Origin of the sequence: Pseudomonas sp. B20, assembly GCF_020515755.1 — a bacterium.
Classification (GTDB): Bacteria; Pseudomonadota; Gammaproteobacteria; order Pseudomonadales; family Pseudomonadaceae; genus Aquipseudomonas; species Aquipseudomonas syringae.
Genome location: NZ_JAHPJG010000005.1, coordinates 225,952 through 247,526, shown reverse-complemented (window position 1 = coordinate 247,526; position 21,575 = coordinate 225,952). Strand labels below are relative to the sequence as shown.

The window sequence follows — 21,575 nt, the reverse complement described above, 5'->3', positions numbered from 1 at the left end:
TGACTAGCGCGGTTGGTCGGATTCAAGAGGCGCGGTGTTGCATGTCCAACGACAGGCGATGAACACCGCTATGGGCGACATTGTTTGGATTTCAACAACAGTGAAATAAGAAACACCCGGTTTATTGAGCCCGGCAAAGAGGCGAAACTCGACCGCTCTTTCAACGATCAGGAGCACTCATTGTGATCACGCGCCAATTGGGTAACCACGGTCCGCAGGTTTCGGCCCTCGGGCTGGGCTGCATGGGAATGTCGGACTTCTACACTACCGGCATCGACGAAAAGGAATCCATCGCCACCTTGCACCGCGCGCTGGAGCTGGGTGTCACTTTTTTCGATACGGCGGACATGTACGGCCCGTACACCAACGAAGCCTTGCTTGGCCGTGCCCTCGAGGGCAAGCGTGAAGGTATCTACCTGGCCAGCAAGTTCGGCATCGTGCGTGGCGACGACCCGCATGCACGTGGCGTCAATGGCAGCCCGGCGTACATTCGCCAGTCCATCGACGCCAGTCTGAAGCGGCTGAACACCGATTACCTTGATCTCTATTATCAGCACCGCGTCGACCCCAAGGTGCCCATCGAGGACACCATTGGCGCCATGGCTGAACTGGTCAAGGCTGGCAAGGTACGCCACATAGGTATTTGCGAAGCCAGTGCAGCGACCATCGAAAAGGCCCACGCGGTGCACCCGCTGGCGGCCGTGCAGAGCGAGTACTCACTCTGGACACGCGATCCGGAACAGGATGGCGTGCTTGCCACCTGCCGTCGTCTGGGCATTGCCTTCGTGGCTTACAGCCCGCTCGGTCGGGGGTTCCTGACCGGCGAATTGCGCACCCCGGACGATTTCGCGGCCGATGACTATCGTCGCTTCACCCCACGGTTTCAGGGCGAAAACTTCAATCGCAATCTGCAATTGGTCGAGAAGGTGAAAACACTGGCTACGGCCAGGGGCATCAGCGCATCACAACTGGCGCTGGCCTGGGTGCTTGCCCAGGGCGAGGACATTATTCCGATCCCAGGCACCAAGCAGCGCAAGTACCTGGAAAGCAATGTGGCCGCAGCTTCATTGACGCTGAGTGCCGATGACCTTGTCCAGCTGGAAGCGATTTTCCCGGCCCAGGGGTCGGCATCCGGCGAGCGTTATAACGCGGCGTCAATGAAGTCCCTCAACGGCTGAAAACCGTTGAGGCTCGACATCAGGTCGCTTCAGGGCAGGTCTCGGTGCCGTTGTTGAGGCCTTGCTTCTGATTCTTGTAATCGAGCGTGGCTTTGCCATCGACCCATTTCAGGGTGACGACAATCACCGAGTCGAAATCATCGTTTGTCCAGTCATCCAGCAGCTTGGTGCTCTTGCCGGACGCTTCTTCAGCAACCTTGTTGATCAGCTCCGGCAGGTAGCCATGCGACCAGGCGGTGTAGATGATTGCGTTGTGGTACTTGTCCTGCATCAGTTCATCGGCCAGGTCTGCGGTGTCATTGGCACCGAAGTCGAGGTTGACGGGCAGACCCAGTTTGATTGCGCTGGGGCCTACCGTCATCAGCGGACGAACGTAGCTGTAGGACTGGTCGCCCTCACCCTCTTCCACATGCCGGCTCGGATTGGCAGCAAAAATGAAATCAGCCTTGCCGAATTCCCTGGGCAGAACTTCCGACAGTTCTATCGCCCGGTTGAGCCCCTGACAGTTCAGTTGCCCCAGCCCCATGGCCGGTTTTTCGGCATGCCGAAGGAACACCAGTGTCTGGGTACCATTCTTGGGCTCTGCATGGACGCCTTTGCCCAAGGTGAAAAAGGCCAAGGCAGAAGCCACCAGCAAGGAGGGGAAGAAGCACCACGCAAGACGGCGCTGAAGTCGGGTGATGGAAGGCATTTTCGGCATATTCATTATTTTCTGAGTCCGGTGCGCATTTGAAAGGGGACAGCCATCTGGCTGGTGCGAATACGCAGGCTTGTGCAGCTCGCCCTGGAAATTTCTGCGGATCAGTCAAAAAGGGTCACGCGCGAATCTTAGGCTCTGTACGAAAAGTGGCTGCGCTCGGTGATGCTTCGTTAAAAACAGGCTCGGAATGCTCATTTACAACACGTAGACTCCGCTTCCTCGCCTGTTTTTGCCTCGCCTGACCTTCGCTCGCCGACTTTTCGTACAGAGCCTAGTGCGCACATGTTTCGAAATTAAGAATGTGGACGATTAAGAGTGTCAAAAAACGATTCTGTTGCAATGCCGGCAAAAAAATCGTCTGACAAACAGAGAAAATGTCAAAAAATCGTCGAAAGAGGAGTCATCAGACCTGACTGTTTGCCTGGCAACAGCCATTCAACAGACCGCCGTCAGATCAACATCACGGACATCGGAAAACCGCGTAAAGCCCCGGAATTCAAGCACTCTGGTGTTTGGCATAGAGCGTGCAGTATTCCTGTTGTGAATTTCACGCCCTGCGAACTGCCTGTTTTGGAATATACCAACCGGTCGCTGCGGCTCTAGTTTTCCTGACCTGGACGCCACTATGCCACAACCCCCCGTTTCTTTTCGGTTGTTGTCTCCCCGCACGCTGATTCGCTGGATGGCGAGCACCTGTGTATTGGCGTTGAGCCTCCACGGCGCGGTGCAGGCCGCCGAGGCCGTACCTGCCGAAATCCGTCTGGACTATGCCTACTATTCGCCGGTCAGCCTGGCGCTCAAGCATTTTGGCTGGCTGGAGAAAGCCCTGCCGGAGGCGAAAGTCACCTGGGTGTTGAGCCAGGGCAGCAACCGCTCGCTGGAGTACCTGAACAGTGGCAGCGTCGACTTCGCTTCGTCGGCCAGCCTGTCTGCCGTGCTGGCCCGGGCCAACGGCAGCCCGATCAAGTCGGTGTATGTCTACAGCCGGGCGGAATGGACAGCACTGGTGGTGCGCAAGGATTCTCCCCTGCAATCGGTTGCCGAGCTCAAAGGCAAGAAAATAGCCGCCACCAAAGGCACCGATCCTTATCTGTTCACCTTGCGCGCGCTGCAGAAGGCCGGGCTGAAAAAGGATGATGTCGAACTGCTGCACCTGCAGCATCCCGATGGGCGCACAGCCCTTGAAAAAGGTGACGTAGATGCCTGGGCAGGGCTTGACCCGCACATGGCGGCCAGTGAAATCCAGTCCGGCTCGCGCCTGCTTTACCGCAACAAGGACTTCAACAGCTATGGCGTACTGAGCGTCACGGAAACCTACGCCAAGGAACACCCACAGGCGATCAGAACAGTATTGAGCGCTTATGAACAAGCCCGGGAATGGGCAGTAAAAAATCCTGATGAGCTGGCCAGGCTGCTGGCGACCGAGTCGGGCCTGCCGCTGGAAGTCGCCAGGCTGCAATTGACCCGCACAGACCTGAGCAGCCCGCAACTGAGCGCGAAAGACGTGGAGGCGTCCAAGGCCGCAGCGCCGATTCTGGTCGCGGAGGATCTGGTGCGCAAAGGCGTCAATGTCGAGCAGGTCATCGATCAACTGATCACGCCTGAATTCTCCAAAGCCGTGATCGCCACTCCATGACCAGCCGGGACAAAACGTTGCCTGCCTCAGCACGGGCAACAGTGCCGGACAAGGCGCAACCAACGCTTTGGCAGCGCTACCGAACGCCACTCAAAGGTCTGGTAGTGCCGGCGGTGATCATCGTCCTGCTGGAGATTATCGTCCGTATCGGCTGGCTGCCTGCCTACCAGATGCCAGCGCCCAGCGAGATCGTGCTGACCCTGCGCGACCTGGCGGACGGTGCGTTGTGGAAGCACATCAGTGCCAGCCTGCTGCGTGTACTCTGCGGCTTTGCGATCGGCGCGAGCCTGGCCCTGGTGTTTGCCGCATGGGTGGGGCTCAGTCGTGAGGCAGAGGCGTATCTGGAGCCGACATTCGCCGGCCTTCGCTCCATTCCGAGTCTGGCGTGGGTGCCGCTTCTGCTGTTGTGGCTGGGCATTGGCGAGACATCGAAAATCGTGCTGATTGCCATTGGTGCGTTCTTTCCGGTCTATCTCAACGGCGTGGCCGCGATTAGAGGCATTGACCGAAAGCTGGTGGAAGTCGGTCAGATGTATGGCTTGAGCCGCTATCGCCTGACCCGGCGCATTCTTCTGCCCGCCGCCCTGCCCGGCCTGTTTACCGGTTTGCGCAGCGGCATGAGCCTGTCGTGGATGTTTCTGGTGGCCGCCGAGCTGATCGCGGCCACCAAAGGCTTGGGCTACCTGCTCAGTGACGGGCGCGAAACCTCGCGCCCGGACATCGTGCTGGCGGCCATCATCGTTCTGGCGACACTGGGCAAACTCAGCGACGGCCTGTTGGCAAGTCTGGAAAAACGCTTCCTGGCCTGGCGCGATACATTCAACGGGCAAAGCCGCGAGGGTTGATAGATGCTGGAATCACTGATGGATATACGCGTAGAGCACAAGGCGTTCGCGGGCAATACCGTGCTGCGTGATATCGATCTGTCGCTGCAATCAGGTGAAATCGTCAGCCTGCTGGGCCCCAGCGGCTGCGGCAAAAGCACGCTGCTGAGGATTGTCGCCGGACTGGAGCAGGATTTTCGTGGTTCGGTGCAGCGTATTCAGGGCGAAGTGGCGTTCGTGTTTCAAGAGCCGCGCCTGATGCCCTGGCTGACCGTCGCACAGAACATCGGTTTCAGTGACGATGACCGCTACGACCGCCACTGGGTCGGTCAATTGACCGAAGAAGTAGGCCTGTCCGGTTTTGCCGACGCCTTGCCCAAAGCGCTGTCAGGGGGCATGGCCCAGCGCGTGGCTATCGCGCGCGGCCTGTACTCGCACCCGGCGGTGTTGCTGCTGGATGAGCCGTTCAGCGCAGTCGATGCGTTTACCCGGATGAAGCTTCAGGACCTGCTGCTGCAACTGGCTGCGCGCCATGCCATCACCCTGTTGCTGGTGACCCATGATGTCGACGAGGCGTTGTACCTGAGCGACCGCGTGCTGGTGATGGGCAGCCGCCCCGGCACAATAACCCACGACTTGCCGGTCCGGCTGCAGGCACCCAGGGATCGTCGCGATCCGCTAATGGCCCGGTTGAAGGCTCAGGCGCTGACCGAACTGCAGCAGGCTCATGTCATTTGAACAGCGTTACCTGCCGGCCCTGAATGTGTCCCAGAGTTTCTCGCGAAACGAATTGATAGTGTCCGGGACCTGAGACATCACGAACAGGCGGCTCAGCATGTCGGCGTCCGGGTACACCGTGGTATCGGTCCACAGGCCCGGGCCGATCAGCGCGTCCGCCTTTTCATTGCCGTTGGCGTAATGCACGGTATTGGTGATGTTGGCGATCACTTCGGGGCGCAACAGGTAATTCAGGAACGCATAGGCGCCCTTGGTATCGGTGGCGTCAGCCGGGATGGCGACCATGTCGAACCACATGGGCGCGCCCTCCTTCGGAACGACATAATCTATGGTGAAGCCGTTGCCTTCTTTCTGCGCCTGCTCCTGAGCCTGGGAAATATCCCCGGAATAGCCCACCGCGACACAAATCCTGCCCTTCGCGAGGTCGGCGATGTAATCGGCAGAGCTGAAATTGCGTATGTACGGCCGTACGCTGTCCAGTACCGCCTTTGCCTGACGATAGTCGTCAGGTACTTCGCTGTGCGGCGGCAAGCCAAGGTAATTCAGGGTGATCGGCAGAAGAGCCGGTGCGCTGTCGAGAAATACGACACCGCATTGGGCAAGCTTTTTCATGTTTTCCGGCTTGAGCACCAGATCCCAGGAATCGAGCGGTGCATCCTTGCCGAGGATGGCCTTGACCTTGGCTGAGTCATAGCCGATGCCGGTGCTGCCCCACAGATAAGGGAAACCATGCTGGTTACCGGGGTCACTGCCCTCCAGCGCCTTGAGCAGGACCGGGTTGAGGTTTTTCCAGTTGGGCAACTGTCGCTTGTCGAGGGTTTTGAGCAGCCCGCTCTGGATTTGTCGTCCCATGAAATGAATGGACGGAAAAACCACATCGTGACCGGAGTGACCCGCCAGCAGTTTTGCGTTCAGCGCCTCATTGGTTTCAAAGGTTTCGTAAGTGGTCTTGAAACCCGTGGCGGCTTCGAAATTCTTCAGGGTGTCCGGCGCTATATAGTCCGTCCAGTTGTAGATATTGACCGTCTCCGCCGCATGGCTGGTCGAGGCCAGCAACACCAGTGCGGCAAGGGATTTTCTCAGCATGTGCGGTTCCTCGGGTCAATAGCGACAGCTTGCCCCAGACCCGGCACGAAAACCATCTTCGTCACGGCAAATTCAGTCCACTGAAGGACTTGCGGCAGCGGCTCTGCAAATGCATGGAGCGTGCCCATTAATACCTTCTAATGACACAGGTCATATAATTGATTTTTTTGTGCTGCGTCATAAAAAATTTTTCCAGAACGGCGCTGGCAAATGCTATTTTCAGTATTCGTCAGACCGCTCAGCGATCCTGCTGGAAAGCAACTTGACCGACCGATGATGCGTACTGCTGGTCATCGTCTCGTCATCATGGCTTTACCGGACGCATTCTGGCTGTCTGCCTACCCATTGGAGCAAGGGAAGTGCTCGATTGATTCAGGTGGGCCATCGTCATGACTAAAGTCACATTCCCCAATGCCTGCCAACTGATGCGCTGGCACTTCCACCCCGTGGGCTTTGAAGCCTCGATGGATGCGCCAGGGAGCATGATTGCGCGACTTTTCGACCGTGCCAGCGGTGAAACCGTGGTCGCCATTGCCGGCCTGCCCTGTTCTACGGTGATGAATGCCGCAGACGTGGAGCGCATCATCGAGGCCATCGAAGATGAGCTGGAATTATTCGGCACGCATACCCAACGACAGGTCGCCGGTTTTATCTGACATAAGCGCCTCAGCCGACACGAGCCTTGTTGCGCAGGTCTTCGAAGAAAGGCTTGTCGCGGGCAATCCTGTCTGACGCCTTGGGCATCTGAACTGCCTCTCCCGAACTGGCGCTTTCATCGATATACCAATAACAGTGCCGCGCCGAACGAGTAATGGCGACATATGCCAGACGCAAGACTTCATCCTTCTGTGCTGTATCGAATGGCTGAAGATCATTCGCATCACCCAGCCCTGCCAAGCGGTAAACCTGATTCTTGTAGGGCGAGACAGTCAGATGCTGACAATCGCCCAGCAAAAATACGGCATCCGCCTGCAAGCCCTTGGAACTGTGGTAGGTAAGCGTTCTGATGCGGCGATTCTGCGCGCCATTTGCCGAATCAGCGTCGATCAATGCCTGCAGACGCGCCGAGAAGCGCGCTTTCTCGCTGCCCTTGCGGTACAGCAGCAGGATCGAGTCGCCATCGTGATAATGCTCGGCGACCCGCTCGGCAAGCTCGTCCTCATCGCGATCCAGTACCTTGACCGGTAGCAGTTCCTGAAGCAGGCCACTGGCGCGGGCCTTCTTGCCCGGTATAGCCGGGGCCGCACGGACGATGTGCTCGGCGGCGTCGATGATGTGCTGATGACTGCGGAAGTTGTCACTGAGCATGACCCTGGTGGTCGCCGGGGATGAAAACTCCTTTGCGAACTCCATGAAGTACTTCGGCGAACTGCCGCGCCAGCCGTAGATCGATTGCCAATCGTCACCGACACACAGCAGCGATGAGTGCTGAGCGATGCGGCCTGTGTGCAATGCCGGACCACGACGCCTGATTTCGCGCAGGCTGGCGCGTAGCCATGAAACGATCTGCGGCGAGACGTCCTGGAACTCGTCGATCATCAAATGCGCCAAGGGTCTGAGCATCGGGTCACTGACGTGCTTGAGGTTCTCGGGAGACGTTTCGCCGAACAAGGCAAACATGCGGTTGTAGGTCATGATCGGCGGCGATTGAGCCAGCAGGTGCGTTTCGAAGGCTTTCCAGAACAGGCTGAGCGCTTCGAAGAAGAAAAGGTCCGGGTCATCGCTGGCAAAACTCATCTCGGACACAGCGCTCGGCACGTCCAGCCCGAGGTTCTCGATGAAGCTGGCAGCCGTGACAAAACAGTCCAGCAAGGGTGCCGCACCGAGTTCACCCTTGACCCGGTAATCGAATCCAGGCCCCGCGACGGCATCCCCCGCCAGGGATTGCAAAACCTCTTTGGCCGACTGGTAGTTATCCATCCATATCAATGGTTTACTGCAGAAAGCTTGAAACAGTGTGCGCTTTATCACGCCCTCTGCCCAAACCGGCAATTTGGCGCCCGGGCGCTTGAGCTGCTGGTCCTCACTGGCGTCCAGACCCAGCACGACCCAGGCATCCAGCTCGGCGATATAGCCGTGAAACGAAAACGAAAAACCATTTATTTCAACAGCTTGGCGCATGGGCTCAATGCCCTTTATAGGCCAGGCGCCGGCGCGAATCCACAAGTCTTCAACGGTATCGCACCACTCTTCATCGCGTTTCGAGGACAGCTCGGTTACCGCGACCCGTTTCTGCACATCAGGGTGATCGCGATCCAGTTCCTTGAGCTGCAATGCATGGCGATACAGCGGCGCCATGACTTCGCGAAAACGCTCGTTACCGGCGTACAGATCGCGATAGCAGAGATTGAGTTGCTGGCGCTGCGCATCGTTGATCCGCAAGTCGAAGGGGTTGCTGTCCGCCTCTTCCAGGCCGGAAGACTGACTGCTCAGGTTCTCGAACGCGCGCAGCTGCTCAAAACCGGGCAGGCTGCGCACCAGCGGCAGAATGCGCGAATGGAAGGTGCGTACCACCTCGCGCGCCTGCTTTTGCTCCAGCACATGCCCCCACAGGGCCATGACATCGATCAGTTTGCTGATGAAGTCCTTGCGCGACTCGCGGGTGAAGGTCACCACCGTCATGGCATTCAGTTCGAAGCCCAGGTAGTGATGCAGCAGCAGAATCCGCAGGACCAGCGACGTGGATTTGCCTGCACCCGCCCCGGCAATCACGTAGGTAGACGGCGTATCGCTGAAAATCATCTTCCACTGCGCCGCGCTGGGCTGGGCATGTGCGGGGAGTTTTTCGGCGACATCGGCCTTGATGCGCTTTTTCAGTTCAGGTGTGAGCGCCAGCCGCCAGTCGTCGAACAGATGATCGTCGACCTTGGGGCCACGATGCCGGGCTGGTTGGGTATCGCTGATGACCAGCACCTGACGGCCCGACTCCCGCCCATCCAGATAACCCTCTTCATAGCCTTCACGCACGCCTTCGATGTGGCCGTTCAGATAACCGTCGGCATGCCCCTGCGACCATGAGGGCGCGTGCTGCGAGCGCAGTCCGGTAAGACCACGCCCCATCAGCCGCGCCAACAGGCGTCGAAAAAACGGCAATTGCCGGGGCGGTACAAGGTCGACATCCAGGTCATGGGGAAGCGCAGAAGGCAGGTCGTCAGGCACGCAGACTCCGGTGGTGGGCTCGCAGGCGAAAAGGTCGCCTATGGTGGCCGGATTTTCGCGCGGGTTCCAGCGAAATGCTTGTCTGTCAGTGTGTTAGCCGATCAACTGCATGTTCCGTGGCAAGTGCTATCAGACTGGCATGACCGACTTGGGCACCAGCGCGCCTGGGTGCTGAATCACAATACTGGCCAGGCGATGCCCTGCTTCCGCCGCCTGCAGCGGGTGGTCACCCGTGAGCCGGGCCGCGAGATAGCCAGCACTGAAGGAATCACCCGCAGCCGTGGTGTCGACCACACGCTCGACCTTCTGCGCTGCGATTTCGAAACGTTCGCCGCCGGCTTCAACGAGACAGCTCTGCGCGCCACGTTTGACGACGATTTCACCGATGCCGCGCCCACGATAGGCGGACAGCAGCTGTTCGCTGTCGGCATAGCCATACAGGGCCTGCTCGTCGTCTTCAGTCAGCAAGGCCAGATCCACATGCTGCAGACACGCACGGTAGGCTTCGCGGGCCTGCTCGACACTGGCCCACAGCCGCGGACGATAGTTGTTGTCGAAGGCGACCCTGACTCCACGCTGACGCGCACGCGCCAATGCCTCCAGCAGTTTGGCACGCCCCTGCTCGCCAAGCACTGCCAGGGTGATACCGCTGAAATACAGCACGTCATAGCTGGCCAACGCTGCCAGGATCGGCTCGGCCGCCGCGGTCATGAAGCAGTCACGCACGGCAGCTTCGTTGCGCCAGTAGAGAAAGCGCCGCTCACCATTGGCGTCGGTCTGGATGCAGTAGAGCCCCGGCAAGCGTCCGGGCAGGCGCTGCACCTTGCCCAGACCGATGCCCTCGTCCGCCCAGATCCGGCACATCGCATCGCTGAAGCTGTCGTCACCCAGTGCCGTAACGTAGTCGACCTTGGCCCGCTCACCCAGCAATCGGGAAAGGTAGACCGCCGTATTGAGCGTGTCGCCGCCGAAGCTCTGGCGCAGACTGCCATCGGCATGCTGTTGCAGTTCGATCATGCATTCGCCGATCAGGGCGACCCGTGGAAGGCTCATGTGACGATACTCCTGCAAATACTTATCTAGAAATACGTACTGAAAGGCTCTATCACCCGAAGGTCATTATCCACCAGGCAACCTGAACGCCACTTGTCGAACGTCAGACACGGGTGCGAGGTGCCGAAGGAAATGATATCGCCGACCTTCAACTCGCATCCGGGGGCAACGCTCATGAATGCGTGCTGGTCCATGACGGCCGTCACCTTGCAGGCGCTCACATCGTCGCCAGCCGATTGCACGCCTGGCTTGTAACGCAGCAGCGGGTTGGGCAACCCGGCGTCGTAGGCCACGTCGCGCTTGCCCATGGCAATCACTGCGAAACCCGGTTCCGGCATGGATTGCACATACGCCCAGACTTCCAGGGCCGGCCGCAGCGCTTCGCTCAGTTCGGCGCGCCGATCCAGCACGCAGCACTGCGCGTCCTTGTAGATGCCGTGGTCATGCACCACATAGCTGCCGGGCCGCAGCACACTGAGGAAGCGCTCGCGAACAGCCTGGGCGTCGAATGCTTCGGCGATCAGGTCATACCAGGCCGAGCCGGACGCAGTGACGATCGGGCGATCCAGAGCGAAGGCGCCCTTGTCCTGCAGGTCGACAGCCAGGCGCACCAGCGACGCGGCAAAGGCCTTGATGCCCTGGATGGCGTGGTCGCCGTGGATGACGCCCTCGTACCCTTCAATGCCGGTCAATGCCAGCGCCGGTTGAGCCAGAACAGCGTCGGCCAGCGCCAGCACCTGCTCTTCGCTACGGCAGCCGCAGCGCCCGCCGGGTACGCCGTATTCGATCATCACGTTCAAACGCAGGCCACGCGCAGCGAAAAACTCGCCCAGCGCAGCGACGTTGTCCGGATGGTCGACCATGCAGTGAAACTCGAACATGGGATCAGCCAGCATGTCGGCGACGATTGCCATGTTCGGCGCACCGACCAACTGGTTGGCCATCAGCACCCGGCGCACGCCATGCGCATAAGCAGCCTGCGTCTGGACTGCCGTGGCGAGGGTCATGCCCCATGCGCCCGCGTCCAGTTGCCGGCGAAACAGCGCGGGCACCATGCTGGTCTTGCCGTGCGGTGCCAGTTCTGCACCGCTGTCGCTGACAAACTGCTGCATCCAGCGAATATTGTGTTGCAGCGCCTGATTGTGAATCACCAGCGCGGGCAGGCTGACATCACTGACCAGGCTGTCACCCGGCTGCGCAGTACCCTTGTCCATTACGACGGTGCTCATCGGTAATCTCCTGCGGTTATTCATTGATACGGCGAGCCAAGCCATTGGCGCTGTCGATCAGCACCCGCCGGTAGTCGTCGTAGTGGGTCTTGGCGTCGGCACGCGGCGCGACGATGCACAGTGTGGCGATGCACTGACCGTGTTCGTTGTTCACGGGCGCGGCGAAGCAGTGGGTGAAGGTGTCAGCCACGCTGTTGAAGGAAAAGAAGCCCTCCTCGCCGGCCTTGCGGATTTCCCGAAGAAAGGTCTCCAGCGGCAGACGTTCGCCACCCGGCAGAATGAAATCGTCGGGGTCGATCAGATCGATGATCTGCTGATCGCTCAGGTGGCTGAGCAACAGACGCCCGGACGCCGTCCATGGGATGGGCGCGTTTTCGCCGATGTCTGAAGAAATCCTGAAATGACGCTCGCCCTCCTTCATCAGCGCCACGGTGTATTTGCGACCATTGAGCAGGCACATCTGCGCAGTTTCCCGCGTCTGGCTGACGATCTCGCACAGGCAGGCTTCGGCCTCGCGAGTGAAATCGAAGTGCCGCAAGTGTGCCTGCCCCAGGAAATACAACTGACGGCCAAGATAGACATGCCCGTCTTTGCCCACTGTCTCCAGAATCCGCCGCTCCAGCAACGATGCCACCAGTTCGTAAACCGTGGATTTGGGGCTGCCGATCCCGCTGGCAATCTCATTGGGGCGCATGGGCCTGGCCTTTTCCTTGAGAAAATCCAGGATATCGAACGCCCGGTCCAGTCCACGTGCCCGGCGCTTGATAGTGTCTTCGGTCATGAGGTTCATTCCTTGGGAAAGCGGCAAGCCAAAAGCCTCAGGTGATCGGGCTTCTGGCTTGCAACGTGTGGCTGCACGTGTGCTATTTGCGCTTGTAGGCAATACAGTCGATTTCGACCTTGCAGTCGACCATCATGCTCGCCTGAACGCAAGCGCGTGCCGGCGCATGCTCGGGGGTGAAGTACTCACCGAACACCTTGTTGAAACTCCAGAAGTCCCGCGGGTCCTCCAGCCACACGCCGACCCGGATCACATCCTTGAGCGCATAACCGGCCTCTTCAAGAATTGCGATCAGGTTGCGCATGGTCTGATGCGTCTGCTCGACGATGCCGCCGACGATGATCTCGCCATCCAGCGCAGGTACCTGGCCGGAAACGTGCAACCAGCCGTCAGCCTCGACTGCGCGAGCGAATGGACGTGGCTGGCCGCCCCCTGCTGTGCTGCCTGCGCCATAACGGGTAATAGTCATGAGTTTTTCCTTGTCTTGAAGCATTAAACGTAATGAAGGTTTAAAAACGGATGTTCTTGAGAAACTCGCTCAAGCGCGCCGACTTCGGCTGTTCGAACAAGGCCTTGGGTGGCCCCTGCTCTTCGATGCGGCCCTGATTCATGAACACGATCTGGTCCGACACTTCGTAGGCGAAACGCATTTCGTGCGTCACCAGCAGCATGGTCATGCCCTCCTCGGCCAGGTCCTTGATGACGCTCAGCACTTCGCCCACCAGTTCCGGATCGAGTGCCGACGTGACTTCGTCAAACAGCATCAGGCTGGGGTTCATGGCAATGGCGCGGGCAATCGCCACACGCTGCTGCTGCCCGCCGGACAACTGACCGGGGAAGTGATTGCGCCGCTCCAGCAGGCCGACCCGGTCCAGCCACTTTTCGGCCAGCGCAACGGCCTGATCCTTGGGCATCTTCTTGACCTTGAGCAAGCCCAGGGTGACGTTCTGCAAGGCGCTGAGGTGCGGAAACAGGTTGAATTGCTGGAAGGCCATGCCGGTCATTGCCCGGTGTTGCGCGATCAGGCGCTCCGGATGGCGGGTGCGCTTGCCGTCTACGTTGCTGTAACCGATGTCCTGCCCCTCAAGACGGATATGCCCGCCCTGAAACTCTTCCAGCAGGTTGACGCAGCGCAGCAAGGTGGTCTTGCCCGAGCCGCTGGAACCGATCAGGGTCACGACATTACCTTTCTGCATGCGCAGATCGACACCCTTGAGCACTTCCACTTGGCCGTAGGATTTATGCAGGCCCTCGATGCTGAGCAGCGCCGGGCCGGGGTTATGAGTCTGTGTCATGGCAATGCCACCCGTTTTTCGATTTGCCGCCCAAGAAGCTCGATGGCGTAGTTGATGAGAAAGAACAGGAAACCTGCAAACAGGTAAAACTCCAGGGTCATGAACGTGCGCGCGATCACCTGTTGGGTGCTGAGCAGCAGTTCAGCCACACCGATCACCGAAAGCAGCGTCGACGCCTTGACGATCTCGGTCGAGGAGTTGACCCAGGTCGGCAGGATCTGGCGCATGGCCTGAGGCAGCAACACGTAGCGCAGCGACTGATTGAAGCGCAGACCGATGGCCTTGCCGGCTTCCAGTTGGCCACGGGGAATGGCCTGCAGGGCGCCGCGCACGATTTCCGAAACGTGAGAGCCGCAGAACAGCGTCAGGCCTATTGCGCCGGCCTGAAACGCGCTGATCTGCCAACCCAGCGCCGGCACCATGTAAAAGACTGCCAGCACCAGCACGAACACCGGGGTACCGCGAATCAGATCCACATAGAGGCGAATCGGCAAGCGGGCGAAAAAACCGCCGTAGGTCAGCACCAGACCGGCCAGCATGCCGATCAGCGTACCTGCGGCAATCGCCAGCGCCGAGCACTGGATACTGGTCAGAAAGCCGGACCAGAGCACTTCCCGCGCATTCCACAATTCCTGCAGCCAGCCAGGAGGTTGATACATGACAGCCTCCTAGCGGCGAATCGCCAGACGTTGTTCGAGGGTGCGCAAAAGCAGAGCGATCACGTAGCAGGCCACCACATAGAGTGCTGTGGTCACCAGCCAGGTTTCGATCACCCGATAGCTTTCAACGTTGATCTTGCGCGCGTAATAGGTCAGCTCCGGCACGGCAATGGCGGCCGCCAGCGAGGTGTCCTTGAACAGCGAAATGAAGTTGTTGGAGAGTGCCGGCAATACATTGCGCAACATGACCGGCACGATAATGTAGGCCCGCACCTGCCATTCGCCCAGACCGATCGCCAGCCCCGCTTCGCGCTGCCCCTTGTGGATGCTCAGCAGCCCGGCACGGAACACTTCGGTCAGATAGGCGCCAGCGTACAGCGACAAGGTGACGATGAATGACGCCAGCTTGTCGAGTCGAATGCCCAGCCCGGGCAATGCGAAGTAGATCAGCAGGATCAACACCAGAATCGGCGTGTTGCGTACCACCGTTACGTAGACCGACGCGACGATACGCAACGCCTTGTAACGTGACAGCAGCGCAAATGCATTCGCCAGCCCGATCACACAGCCAATCGCGATCGAGATCAGGGCCAGTTCCAGGCCAAGGCCCAACCCCGCCAGAAGACTGGGAAAGTCGCGCCATACGGCATCAAAATTCAATTGGTAATTCATGCTTGCCCGTACCTGGCAGGGAAAGCCCGAGGGCCCGCCCTGCCGCTGAAGGTCAGAGTGGACTTATTTGTATTCCATCGGAAAACCGATTGCAGGCACCGGCAGATCAACACCGAACCACTGCTTGAAAGACGCCGCGTAAGCAGGGAACTCGACACCGGTCATAGCCTCATGCAACGCGGTGTTGACGAAGTTCAGCCAGTCCTGATCGCCACGCTTGACCGCGCAGGCATAGGTTTGCGGGCTCCAGGCAAAAGCAGGCGAACGGTAGCGGCCAGGGTTCTGCACCATCAGGTACTTGACCGAAGACTGATCGGTGGCCGCTGTATCGGCACGCCCGGAGTTGATCGCCTGATACATCAGGTCGACGCTGTCGTACTGATCGACCTTGGCCTTGGGCAGTGCCTGATGCACCAGTTCCTCGGCGTACACGTTTTGCAGTACGGCCACGGTCACATCGTCACCTGCCGCTTTCAGATCATCGATTTCCTTGTATTTGCTGTTGGCAGGCAACAGCAGCGCCACACCCTCGCGGTAGTACGGCAGGGTGAATGCCACCTGCTGCGCGCGGCTGGCAGTAACGGTGATGAACTGGCAGCTGATGTCGACTTTGTCGGTCAGCAGGTTGGGGATACGTGCATCCGAGGACTGCACGACAAATTCCACCTTGCTCGGGTCATTGAACAGACCCTTGGCGATGATTCTGCCAATGTCGATATCGAAGCCCTGCAACTTGCCGTCCGCGCCCTGGAAGTGCCACGGAGCATTGGTACTGCCCGTGCCTACCACCAGATTGCCACGTTTCAATACTGCATCCAGCTTGCTGCCTTCGGCTGCCTGCACCGTATTGGCCAGCATGAATGAAGCTGAAAGAACAAAGGCACAAGCTTTCACAAAGGAAGGTCCGCGATGCATGACTTAAACTCCGCCGAAGTATTCGTTATTCCGCTATAGCGGACACAGGTATGTAACAACGGAATAGACAGCAGAAAGTGTGCCACAGAGAACATGCGCAAAACACCACATGAAAAAGTCGAGGCAAATCAACAGACTGGGATTAAGGCTTGAATCAGGACATTGCGGGCGGATTTCGCAGGTAACGCTACAGATTGCCACATATGAGTGGTAAGGCCCCACTTTCGTGCGCATGCGCTGTTATCGGGCGGGGAGTACTGACCCGGACAAGCCCGAAGCATGAGTGGGCGCATGCAAAGCGTCCGGAACGGCATCCCCATGCGGGAGCATGGGAATGAGAGGTGTCAGTGGGAAAAGATTCAAAGACAGGTAGCAATGGCCGCAGAGCGCAACGCGGCCTGAGCATCGCCTTGCGGAGCATAGAACTCGACCGCAGTGGTCGGGCCTTTGCCGCGCACGTCGGCGAAGTAGGTCGATTCAGTGGTAAACACAGTGAAGCCGCCGCCGGACAGGTCATGCAGGAACACGTCAGTAGACGTGCCGAACATGGCTTCGTTCTGCCAGGTCACCTGAATGCACTGGGCAACGGCAGCATCCTGCTTGGCGCTCGACAGGACCTTGTAGGGTCCTGCGGCACGTGCAGAACTGGAAGGCGCTGCACACCCGGTCAATACGGTTGCCGCAATCACCGTCGCGCTTGTCAGAAACAGAAACTTCATGTCATGCCTTCGCTGATAAAAAGCCGATTCTAGCACTGCACAGCGCTATCAACCTTCAGCCAATTGCTCTTCGTATTCCTTCACGTATTCGCCGGCCAGACTCTGTTTCTGCTTTTCGTCGAGCAGTTTGCCCGCCATCTGGAAGAACTTCTGCTCTTCTTCCTTCAGGTGGTGATGCACTTTTTCCGACAGCTTTTTCGCCGTGGCCAGCCAGGCGGGACTGGACATCTCGGTTTCATCGAGCTCTTCCATCATCTCGTCCATCTCGTGATGCTCGGAAATGGCGTGACGGCTCAGGTCCACGCCATTGTCGTGGGCCATCAGAGGGATGTAGAAAAACCGTTCTTCGGCCGTTTCGTGGGCCTGCAGTTCTTCCTTGAGCTGTTTGTAGGCCTTCTCGCGTTCAGCGCTGTCGCCACTGGTCTGGATCAGGGCATCAGCGTAGCTGCGTTGACGGTCATGGCTTTCGCGCAGGGCTTCGAAAATATTCAAGGGCGTGTCTCCAGGTCGGCTTCCGGGAGCTGGAAGCATCGTGGACTAGACCCCTGGCGAAGATCAGCAGTTCCAACAAATACTGGCAAATGCCTATCGCGCAATAGCGGCAGACTCAAGCCAGTTCGAAAACCACGTCCTGAGCGCCTTCCCACAGCGTCTTCACGCCCAGTTTGCGCAGGTTTTCCTTGCCCTGGGTAATGGTCAGGAAATGGTTGCCCGCCAACTGCCCCATCTTGCTGGCGAAACAGCACGAACCGTAGGCAAGGATAATCTCGGTTTCGCTGTAACCGCCCGGGTAGAAAAGAATGTCGCCCACCGAAGGATGGCTGGTTGCGTTCTCGAAGCCGATCAATGTGTCATCCAGTTTCAGCTGATAATCATCCAGCGGCACCCAGCAACCCTCACCGCTCCAGCGCACATGGATAAATTTCTGCCGATAAGGCAGCAGCTTGAGAAACGCTTCCACCGTTTGCGGCGCATCCGGATGGGCTTGGGCGAGAAACTCGTATCCGCCCGCGGTAATTTTGATGGTGGTCACTTCGACGACTCCTTGACAGGCAACAAGACTCACAATGGTGCCAAGGATAAACGCGAGCCCGACGAACCGTCACGGAGTTCCGTTGCGCCCGTACAGAAGGTAGCCGGAACGGTGGCTCAGGCGTTCGTAATACGCATTGACGGCGGGCAGGTCGGGATGTTCGAGAGGCGTCTCGAACCAGCGATTGACCGAAAGGCCGATGGGGATGTCAGCCAGGGTAAAACGCTCGCCACAGACATAGGCGCCGGTCTTTTCCAGTTGCCTGTCAAGTATCTGCATATGCCTGGCCCACTGGGCACAGGACGCGGCTATGGCGGCAGGGTCCTGGTGCTCGGTCGAGCGTCGTACCAGTGACATGAAGGCATAACTCCATGATCGGTTCAGATCCGAGCCTTGCCAGTCGATCCACTGATCGGTATGCGCCCTGGCACGTGGATCCAGCGGATAAACAGAGTCGCCCGCATAACGGTTGGCCAGATAGCGAACGATGCTGTTGGACTCCCAAAGCACGAAGTCATCATCAACGATAACCGGCACCATGGCATTCGGGTTGAGCGCGACAAACGCCTCGGTGTTGGCAGGTTTGAAGCCTGACCCCCAGTCTTCCTGAGTGAAGGGTATCTTCAGCTCCTCGCAGGTCCAGAGCACTTTTCGTACGTTGATCGAGGAGGTCTTGCCCAGTATGCGCAGCATTCAGCGTCCTTGTTGCACAGCAACGTCGTGTCAGTCAGTAGTCATCAGCGGTTTGGCAAACAGGTGATTCTCATGTGTCTCGCCCTGAAACACATAGTGAGGCGTACCTTTCCATTCATAGCCTTGACGAGGATAGAACGCCAGCGCGCGCAGGTTGCCAACCCAGACCGTCGCCCATAATAGCGAGGCATGAAGGATTGTTGCACGCCGCTCGGCGGCTTCAAGTAGCAGCCGCCCCGCTCCACGTCCTGTGAAACACTCCTGCACATAGAGACGTTGCAACTCGGCGGCGGTCGACACACCGAGCATTGCGTGGTCGGTGCGCAACGCGACCTGAGCAAAGCCGATCAAATGCCCTTGCGACTCCGCCACGACGATGAACGTTGTCGGCTCGATGAGCAGTTGTGCGAAGTTCGCAGGCGAGAAAGCTTCCAGCGCCTCGCGGGCGATGGACTGTCGAATGCCCTGCGTTGCGTAGGTGTCGAGAAAAACCTGCATACCGAGCGCCGAAAGGCACAACGCATCCGCAGAGGAAGCATCACGCAGGGTAATGGTCATTGAAGAGGGGTTAGTCATCAGGCGGTTGATTCCCGGCATCAGGCAGACAGATGGCCGAATCATACCTGACACAAGGACCGGCCCGGCATCAGGGCCGGGCCGTCACTTCAGACGCAGCAGCTTGATATCAGCGGCCGGTCATCAGCGATTGCAGCTTGGACTGGGCTTGTTGAGCGTTTTTGCCCTGCTCGTTCAGCTCTTGCAGGAGTTTGTTGAGCTCGGTCTGGACCACCGGGTCCTTGACGGTGATCGTCGAACCCGAGATATCGATCTGCGATTTGTGCGCGTCCACATAATCGGCAACCTTCAGGCCACTGGAAAAGGTGCCCTTTATCTGCGGCAGCACTTCGCGGAAAGTGTTGGCGGGTACGCTGACAGTTCGGTCGTAGGCCTTGTCGTAAACCACCTTCAGGTCTTCCGGCTGTTTGAGTTTCGCGCGGGCGGCGTCTGCCTTGCCCTGCTCGATGGTCAGCTTTTCGCCCACTTCATCGAGGCCTGTCTGCACGGCAGCCAGGTCAGCACGACGTTGAATGACATCGCTGACCGAATGAAAAGAGCCTTTCTGCATCAAGCCGGCGAGCGGCTGTACCGCAGAATCCATGCCTGCGCCGAAGTCGGAGATGACCGCGTAGTGCGAGGTGTAGTCACCAAAGGTTTTCTTCTCCTCATCCGTCAGCTTGGGCACATGCACGCCTGGCTTGTCGACGATTCGGGTTTGCAGGAACTGAGTGAACGCAGTGCGCTGCTCTGGCTCCTTGTCCCCGCAGCCGGCCAGGAACAGGGGTAAAGCGACAGCCAGCAGCAAAGCTGGACGGAAAAGGGACTTCATGTCAGTAACCTCCGGGATCATAAGAATGCACGCTCACAGGCCACGCCTGCTGAACACGAGCGTGCTTATAGTCTCGTCATCGCCTCATCTAGTTCCGCGACGGCACTGAAGATACTTGTCGGAATGCCATCCATGGGCCACGCCAGCGCTCAACCCGACGGGTTTGGCGCAGCAAAACCGGGCGTCTGCGCCAGGCCGAGCGTGGGTCTGAGCGGCACACAGCGCTGCCTGAAAGCCGCTTCGGGAAAGTTCCTTAACATTTCTTCATGAGGTGAAACGTTTCAGCCGCTACTCTTCAACGGACCGACAAAGTGACAACAGGAGTCAATCACTATGTTTGCACACGAAGGGCTGGGTCTGATCCTTGTCTCCATCGTCTTTCTGCTTGGAGCGATTGCGATGTTCATTCACCCTTTCCACGCGCTGGGAAGCTGGTTCAGGAGGAAGAAGCAGGAAAGGAAATCCGACTAACCGTCACCACACACCAGAAATGGCAGGCCCGGTGATCACCGGGCCTTGCAGAAAAACCCTCCTGTGAATGACTTCGCCCAACTTGCCCCACGCAAATGTATCGCTCTTGATACCTGTTTGTGGTTTATCACCGCGCATCTAATGATGCGACGCTCCGACTGCGAACAGCAAAAGATCCTGCTGCCATCAAGTAGTAGCCAATCAATATTAAATCAATATCACCTATCTGACCTTACATCCGAAAACAATCTAGTGGATAGCGCATTTCGGCAATCAGCGCCCTTGCCATGTAGTCAGTTGTTTCCAGTGTGATACTCTTTTTAGACCTTTTGATGTTGAATTAATGGCCACCAGCCGATAATGTTGCGCGTGAAATGCCCTAACTAATTTGCCACTAGTGCTTACAAGGTTGTCATGACTAGTCAATCAATTCATTCGACGCGCTACGTACGCAATGCTGTTGACGAGCACATGCCTCAACCTACGCGCGTGCTTGATTTCAGCCAATGCAAGGGCACTAAAAAAGGGCCGGTCTTCCTGATTGGCTCTGGGAAATCAGCAAAGAATTTCCCGATCAAAGAGTTCTCGCACATCCCCATGATTACCATGAACGGCGCGTTCTCGATGTTCGCAGGCACGAACATAAAACCGTTGTTCTACGTCTGCTCCGACAGGGCTTTCCCCAACCAGCAGCCTGAGCTGTTCGCCGCTGCAATGCGCTCCAGCGAGAATGTAGGCCTTTGGGAAGATCAGTTTAGCGGTGACATTCCAAGACCTTCCGGACGCGCTTATGCATTGAAGAAATCGCCCAGATTGTCGACGGTGGCGGCACTGTGCTCGCGAGAGGACGCACTGGTCAGAAAACTCTCGTTGTGGAGTAGCAGAAGCCGGGATATCGGTTTCAGCAAGGACCTGGAACTTGGTTTTTTCGACGCCCGGACTGTCATGTATCTGGCGCTGCAACTGTCCTATCACCTTGGTTTCGACAACGTCTTTCTGGTCGGCTTCGATATGAATCAGTCCGTGGGCCGATTCTATGAATCATCCGGCGACAATTGCTCACCCTGCGGTCTGGACCAGCATTACGAATCAAGAATTCTTCCTTCGCTGGAATTGATGTCGAAGCAGGTCGTCGGCAGCGACTTTCAGGTATTCAATGTCTCCGAGAGCTCGCGAGTGCCGCACGAGGTGATTCCCAAGTTGAGCCTTGATGAAGTTCGCCATAAAGTCAGCGGCGAAGCTCAACAATAGTATTTCGCCATCACAGAGTGCTGTCAGCAACACAGCCTGCTTGTCTTGAGGCATCCACAGTTGCCCGCGGCGAAGGTTGCTGAAACAGACGCCAGC

At 58.2% G+C, this 21,575-nt stretch carries 24 protein-coding genes; 7 read left to right on the top strand and 17 right to left on the bottom strand.

Annotated features, from left to right (window positions below; translation table 11 throughout):
* Positions 1–182 precede the first annotated feature (182 nt).
* The gene (locus LIX91_RS07655) at positions 183–1,178 is read left to right on the top strand and encodes an aldo/keto reductase (RefSeq protein WP_226488271.1); all 996 of its coding nucleotides are present in this window, start codon (positions 183–185) and stop codon (positions 1,176–1,178) included.
* A 19-nt stretch (positions 1,179–1,197) separates the two neighbouring features.
* Here LIX91_RS07655 and LIX91_RS07650 read toward each other — a convergent pair whose 3' ends face one another.
* Entirely contained in the window at positions 1,198–1,884 is a 687-nt protein-coding gene (locus tag LIX91_RS07650; RefSeq protein ID WP_003416545.1) for a hypothetical protein, read from the bottom strand.
* 619 nt (positions 1,885–2,503) lie between these two features.
* Here LIX91_RS07650 and LIX91_RS07645 point away from each other — a divergent pair.
* Genes LIX91_RS07645 through LIX91_RS07635 form a run of 3 tightly spaced genes read left to right on the top strand, consistent with a single transcriptional unit; the run spans position 2,504 to position 5,076 of the window.
* Entirely contained in the window at positions 2,504–3,514 is a 1,011-nt protein-coding gene (locus tag LIX91_RS07645; RefSeq protein WP_032702883.1) for an aliphatic sulfonate ABC transporter substrate-binding protein, read from the top strand.
* A complete protein-coding gene (locus tag LIX91_RS07640; protein ID WP_226488270.1) occupies positions 3,511–4,359 on the top strand; it encodes an ABC transporter permease in 849 nt (282 codons plus the stop codon). The genes LIX91_RS07645 and LIX91_RS07640 overlap by 4 nt, the downstream gene beginning before the upstream one ends.
* Positions 4,360–4,362: 3 nt before the next feature.
* Complete coding sequence (locus LIX91_RS07635) at positions 4,363–5,076, top strand: ABC transporter ATP-binding protein (protein WP_226488269.1); 714 nt, start codon at positions 4,363–4,365, stop codon at positions 5,074–5,076.
* Between the two features lie 6 nt (positions 5,077–5,082).
* On the opposite strand, the gene LIX91_RS07630 is transcribed toward LIX91_RS07635, so the two are convergent.
* The gene (locus LIX91_RS07630) at positions 5,083–6,162 is read right to left on the bottom strand and encodes a polyamine ABC transporter substrate-binding protein (protein ID WP_003416537.1); all 1,080 of its coding nucleotides are present in this window, start codon (positions 6,160–6,162) and stop codon (positions 5,083–5,085) included.
* A gap of 389 nt (positions 6,163–6,551) precedes the next feature.
* Here LIX91_RS07630 and LIX91_RS07625 point away from each other — a divergent pair, with 389 nt between their 5' ends.
* Complete coding sequence (locus LIX91_RS07625; RefSeq protein ID WP_032698502.1) at positions 6,552–6,818, top strand: DUF1652 domain-containing protein; 267 nt, start codon at positions 6,552–6,554, stop codon at positions 6,816–6,818.
* Positions 6,819–6,828: 10 nt separating this feature from the next.
* Here the strand turns inward: LIX91_RS07625 and LIX91_RS07620 are convergent, their stop codons facing one another.
* The 15 genes from LIX91_RS07620 to LIX91_RS07550 all read right to left on the bottom strand — a co-directional run bounded on the left by LIX91_RS07620 (position 6,829) and on the right by LIX91_RS07550 (position 19,757).
* On the bottom strand, positions 6,829–9,321 hold the full coding sequence (locus LIX91_RS07620) for a UvrD-helicase domain-containing protein (protein ID WP_226488268.1): 2,493 nt from the start codon (positions 9,319–9,321) through the stop codon (positions 6,829–6,831).
* A 129-nt stretch (positions 9,322–9,450) separates the two neighbouring features.
* On the bottom strand, positions 9,451–10,374 hold the full coding sequence (locus LIX91_RS07615; RefSeq protein ID WP_003416533.1) for a sugar kinase: 924 nt from the start codon (positions 10,372–10,374) through the stop codon (positions 9,451–9,453).
* 26 nt (positions 10,375–10,400) lie between these two features.
* Entirely contained in the window at positions 10,401–11,603 is a 1,203-nt protein-coding gene (locus LIX91_RS07610; RefSeq protein WP_100071886.1) for an amino acid deaminase, read from the bottom strand.
* 16 nt (positions 11,604–11,619) lie between these two features.
* Complete coding sequence (locus tag LIX91_RS07605; protein WP_003317643.1) at positions 11,620–12,384, bottom strand: IclR family transcriptional regulator; 765 nt, start codon at positions 12,382–12,384, stop codon at positions 11,620–11,622.
* A gap of 82 nt (positions 12,385–12,466) precedes the next feature.
* Complete coding sequence (locus LIX91_RS07600) at positions 12,467–12,853, bottom strand: RidA family protein (RefSeq protein WP_003369497.1); 387 nt, start codon at positions 12,851–12,853, stop codon at positions 12,467–12,469.
* Between the two features lie 40 nt (positions 12,854–12,893).
* On the bottom strand, positions 12,894–13,679 hold the full coding sequence (locus LIX91_RS07595) for an amino acid ABC transporter ATP-binding protein (protein WP_003410346.1): 786 nt from the start codon (positions 13,677–13,679) through the stop codon (positions 12,894–12,896).
* On the bottom strand, positions 13,676–14,338 hold the full coding sequence (locus tag LIX91_RS07590; protein ID WP_003304383.1) for an amino acid ABC transporter permease: 663 nt from the start codon (positions 14,336–14,338) through the stop codon (positions 13,676–13,678). The genes LIX91_RS07595 and LIX91_RS07590 overlap by 4 nt, the downstream gene beginning before the upstream one ends.
* A gap of 9 nt (positions 14,339–14,347) precedes the next feature.
* Positions 14,348–15,010 (bottom strand): amino acid ABC transporter permease, encoded by a 663-nt coding sequence (locus tag LIX91_RS07585; RefSeq protein ID WP_003410344.1) that lies wholly within the window; start codon positions 15,008–15,010, stop codon positions 14,348–14,350.
* Positions 15,011–15,073: 63 nt separating this feature from the next.
* Positions 15,074–15,925 (bottom strand): transporter substrate-binding domain-containing protein, encoded by an 852-nt coding sequence (locus LIX91_RS07580; protein WP_003416527.1) that lies wholly within the window; start codon positions 15,923–15,925, stop codon positions 15,074–15,076.
* Positions 15,926–16,284: 359 nt separating this feature from the next.
* Complete coding sequence (locus LIX91_RS07575) at positions 16,285–16,644, bottom strand: hypothetical protein (protein WP_003410340.1); 360 nt, start codon at positions 16,642–16,644, stop codon at positions 16,285–16,287.
* 48 nt (positions 16,645–16,692) lie between these two features.
* Positions 16,693–17,136, bottom strand: coding sequence for a hemerythrin domain-containing protein (locus LIX91_RS07570; protein ID WP_003369485.1), 444 nt, complete (start codon positions 17,134–17,136; stop codon positions 16,693–16,695).
* Between the two features lie 115 nt (positions 17,137–17,251).
* Positions 17,252–17,677: a DUF3830 family protein gene (locus tag LIX91_RS07565; RefSeq protein ID WP_003410337.1), complete on the bottom strand. Its 426-nt coding sequence runs from the start codon at positions 17,675–17,677 to the stop codon at positions 17,252–17,254.
* Between the two features lie 69 nt (positions 17,678–17,746).
* A complete protein-coding gene (locus tag LIX91_RS07560) occupies positions 17,747–18,370 on the bottom strand; it encodes a glutathione S-transferase family protein (protein WP_003416524.1) in 624 nt (207 codons plus the stop codon).
* A gap of 30 nt (positions 18,371–18,400) precedes the next feature.
* Positions 18,401–18,946: a GNAT family N-acetyltransferase gene (locus LIX91_RS07555; protein ID WP_410524749.1), complete on the bottom strand. Its 546-nt coding sequence runs from the start codon at positions 18,944–18,946 to the stop codon at positions 18,401–18,403.
* A gap of 109 nt (positions 18,947–19,055) precedes the next feature.
* Positions 19,056–19,757 (bottom strand): DUF3053 domain-containing protein, encoded by a 702-nt coding sequence (locus LIX91_RS07550; protein WP_003410332.1) that lies wholly within the window; start codon positions 19,755–19,757, stop codon positions 19,056–19,058.
* A gap of 333 nt (positions 19,758–20,090) precedes the next feature.
* Here LIX91_RS07550 and LIX91_RS07545 point away from each other — a divergent pair, with 333 nt between their 5' ends.
* Both LIX91_RS07545 and LIX91_RS07540 read left to right on the top strand, forming a co-directional pair.
* Positions 20,091–20,228 (top strand): hypothetical protein, encoded by a 138-nt coding sequence (locus tag LIX91_RS07545; RefSeq protein ID WP_003369471.1) that lies wholly within the window; start codon positions 20,091–20,093, stop codon positions 20,226–20,228.
* A gap of 414 nt (positions 20,229–20,642) precedes the next feature.
* Positions 20,643–21,479, top strand: coding sequence for a lipopolysaccharide biosynthesis protein (locus tag LIX91_RS07540; RefSeq protein ID WP_226488267.1), 837 nt, complete (start codon positions 20,643–20,645; stop codon positions 21,477–21,479).
* Positions 21,480–21,575: the final 96 nt, after the last annotated feature.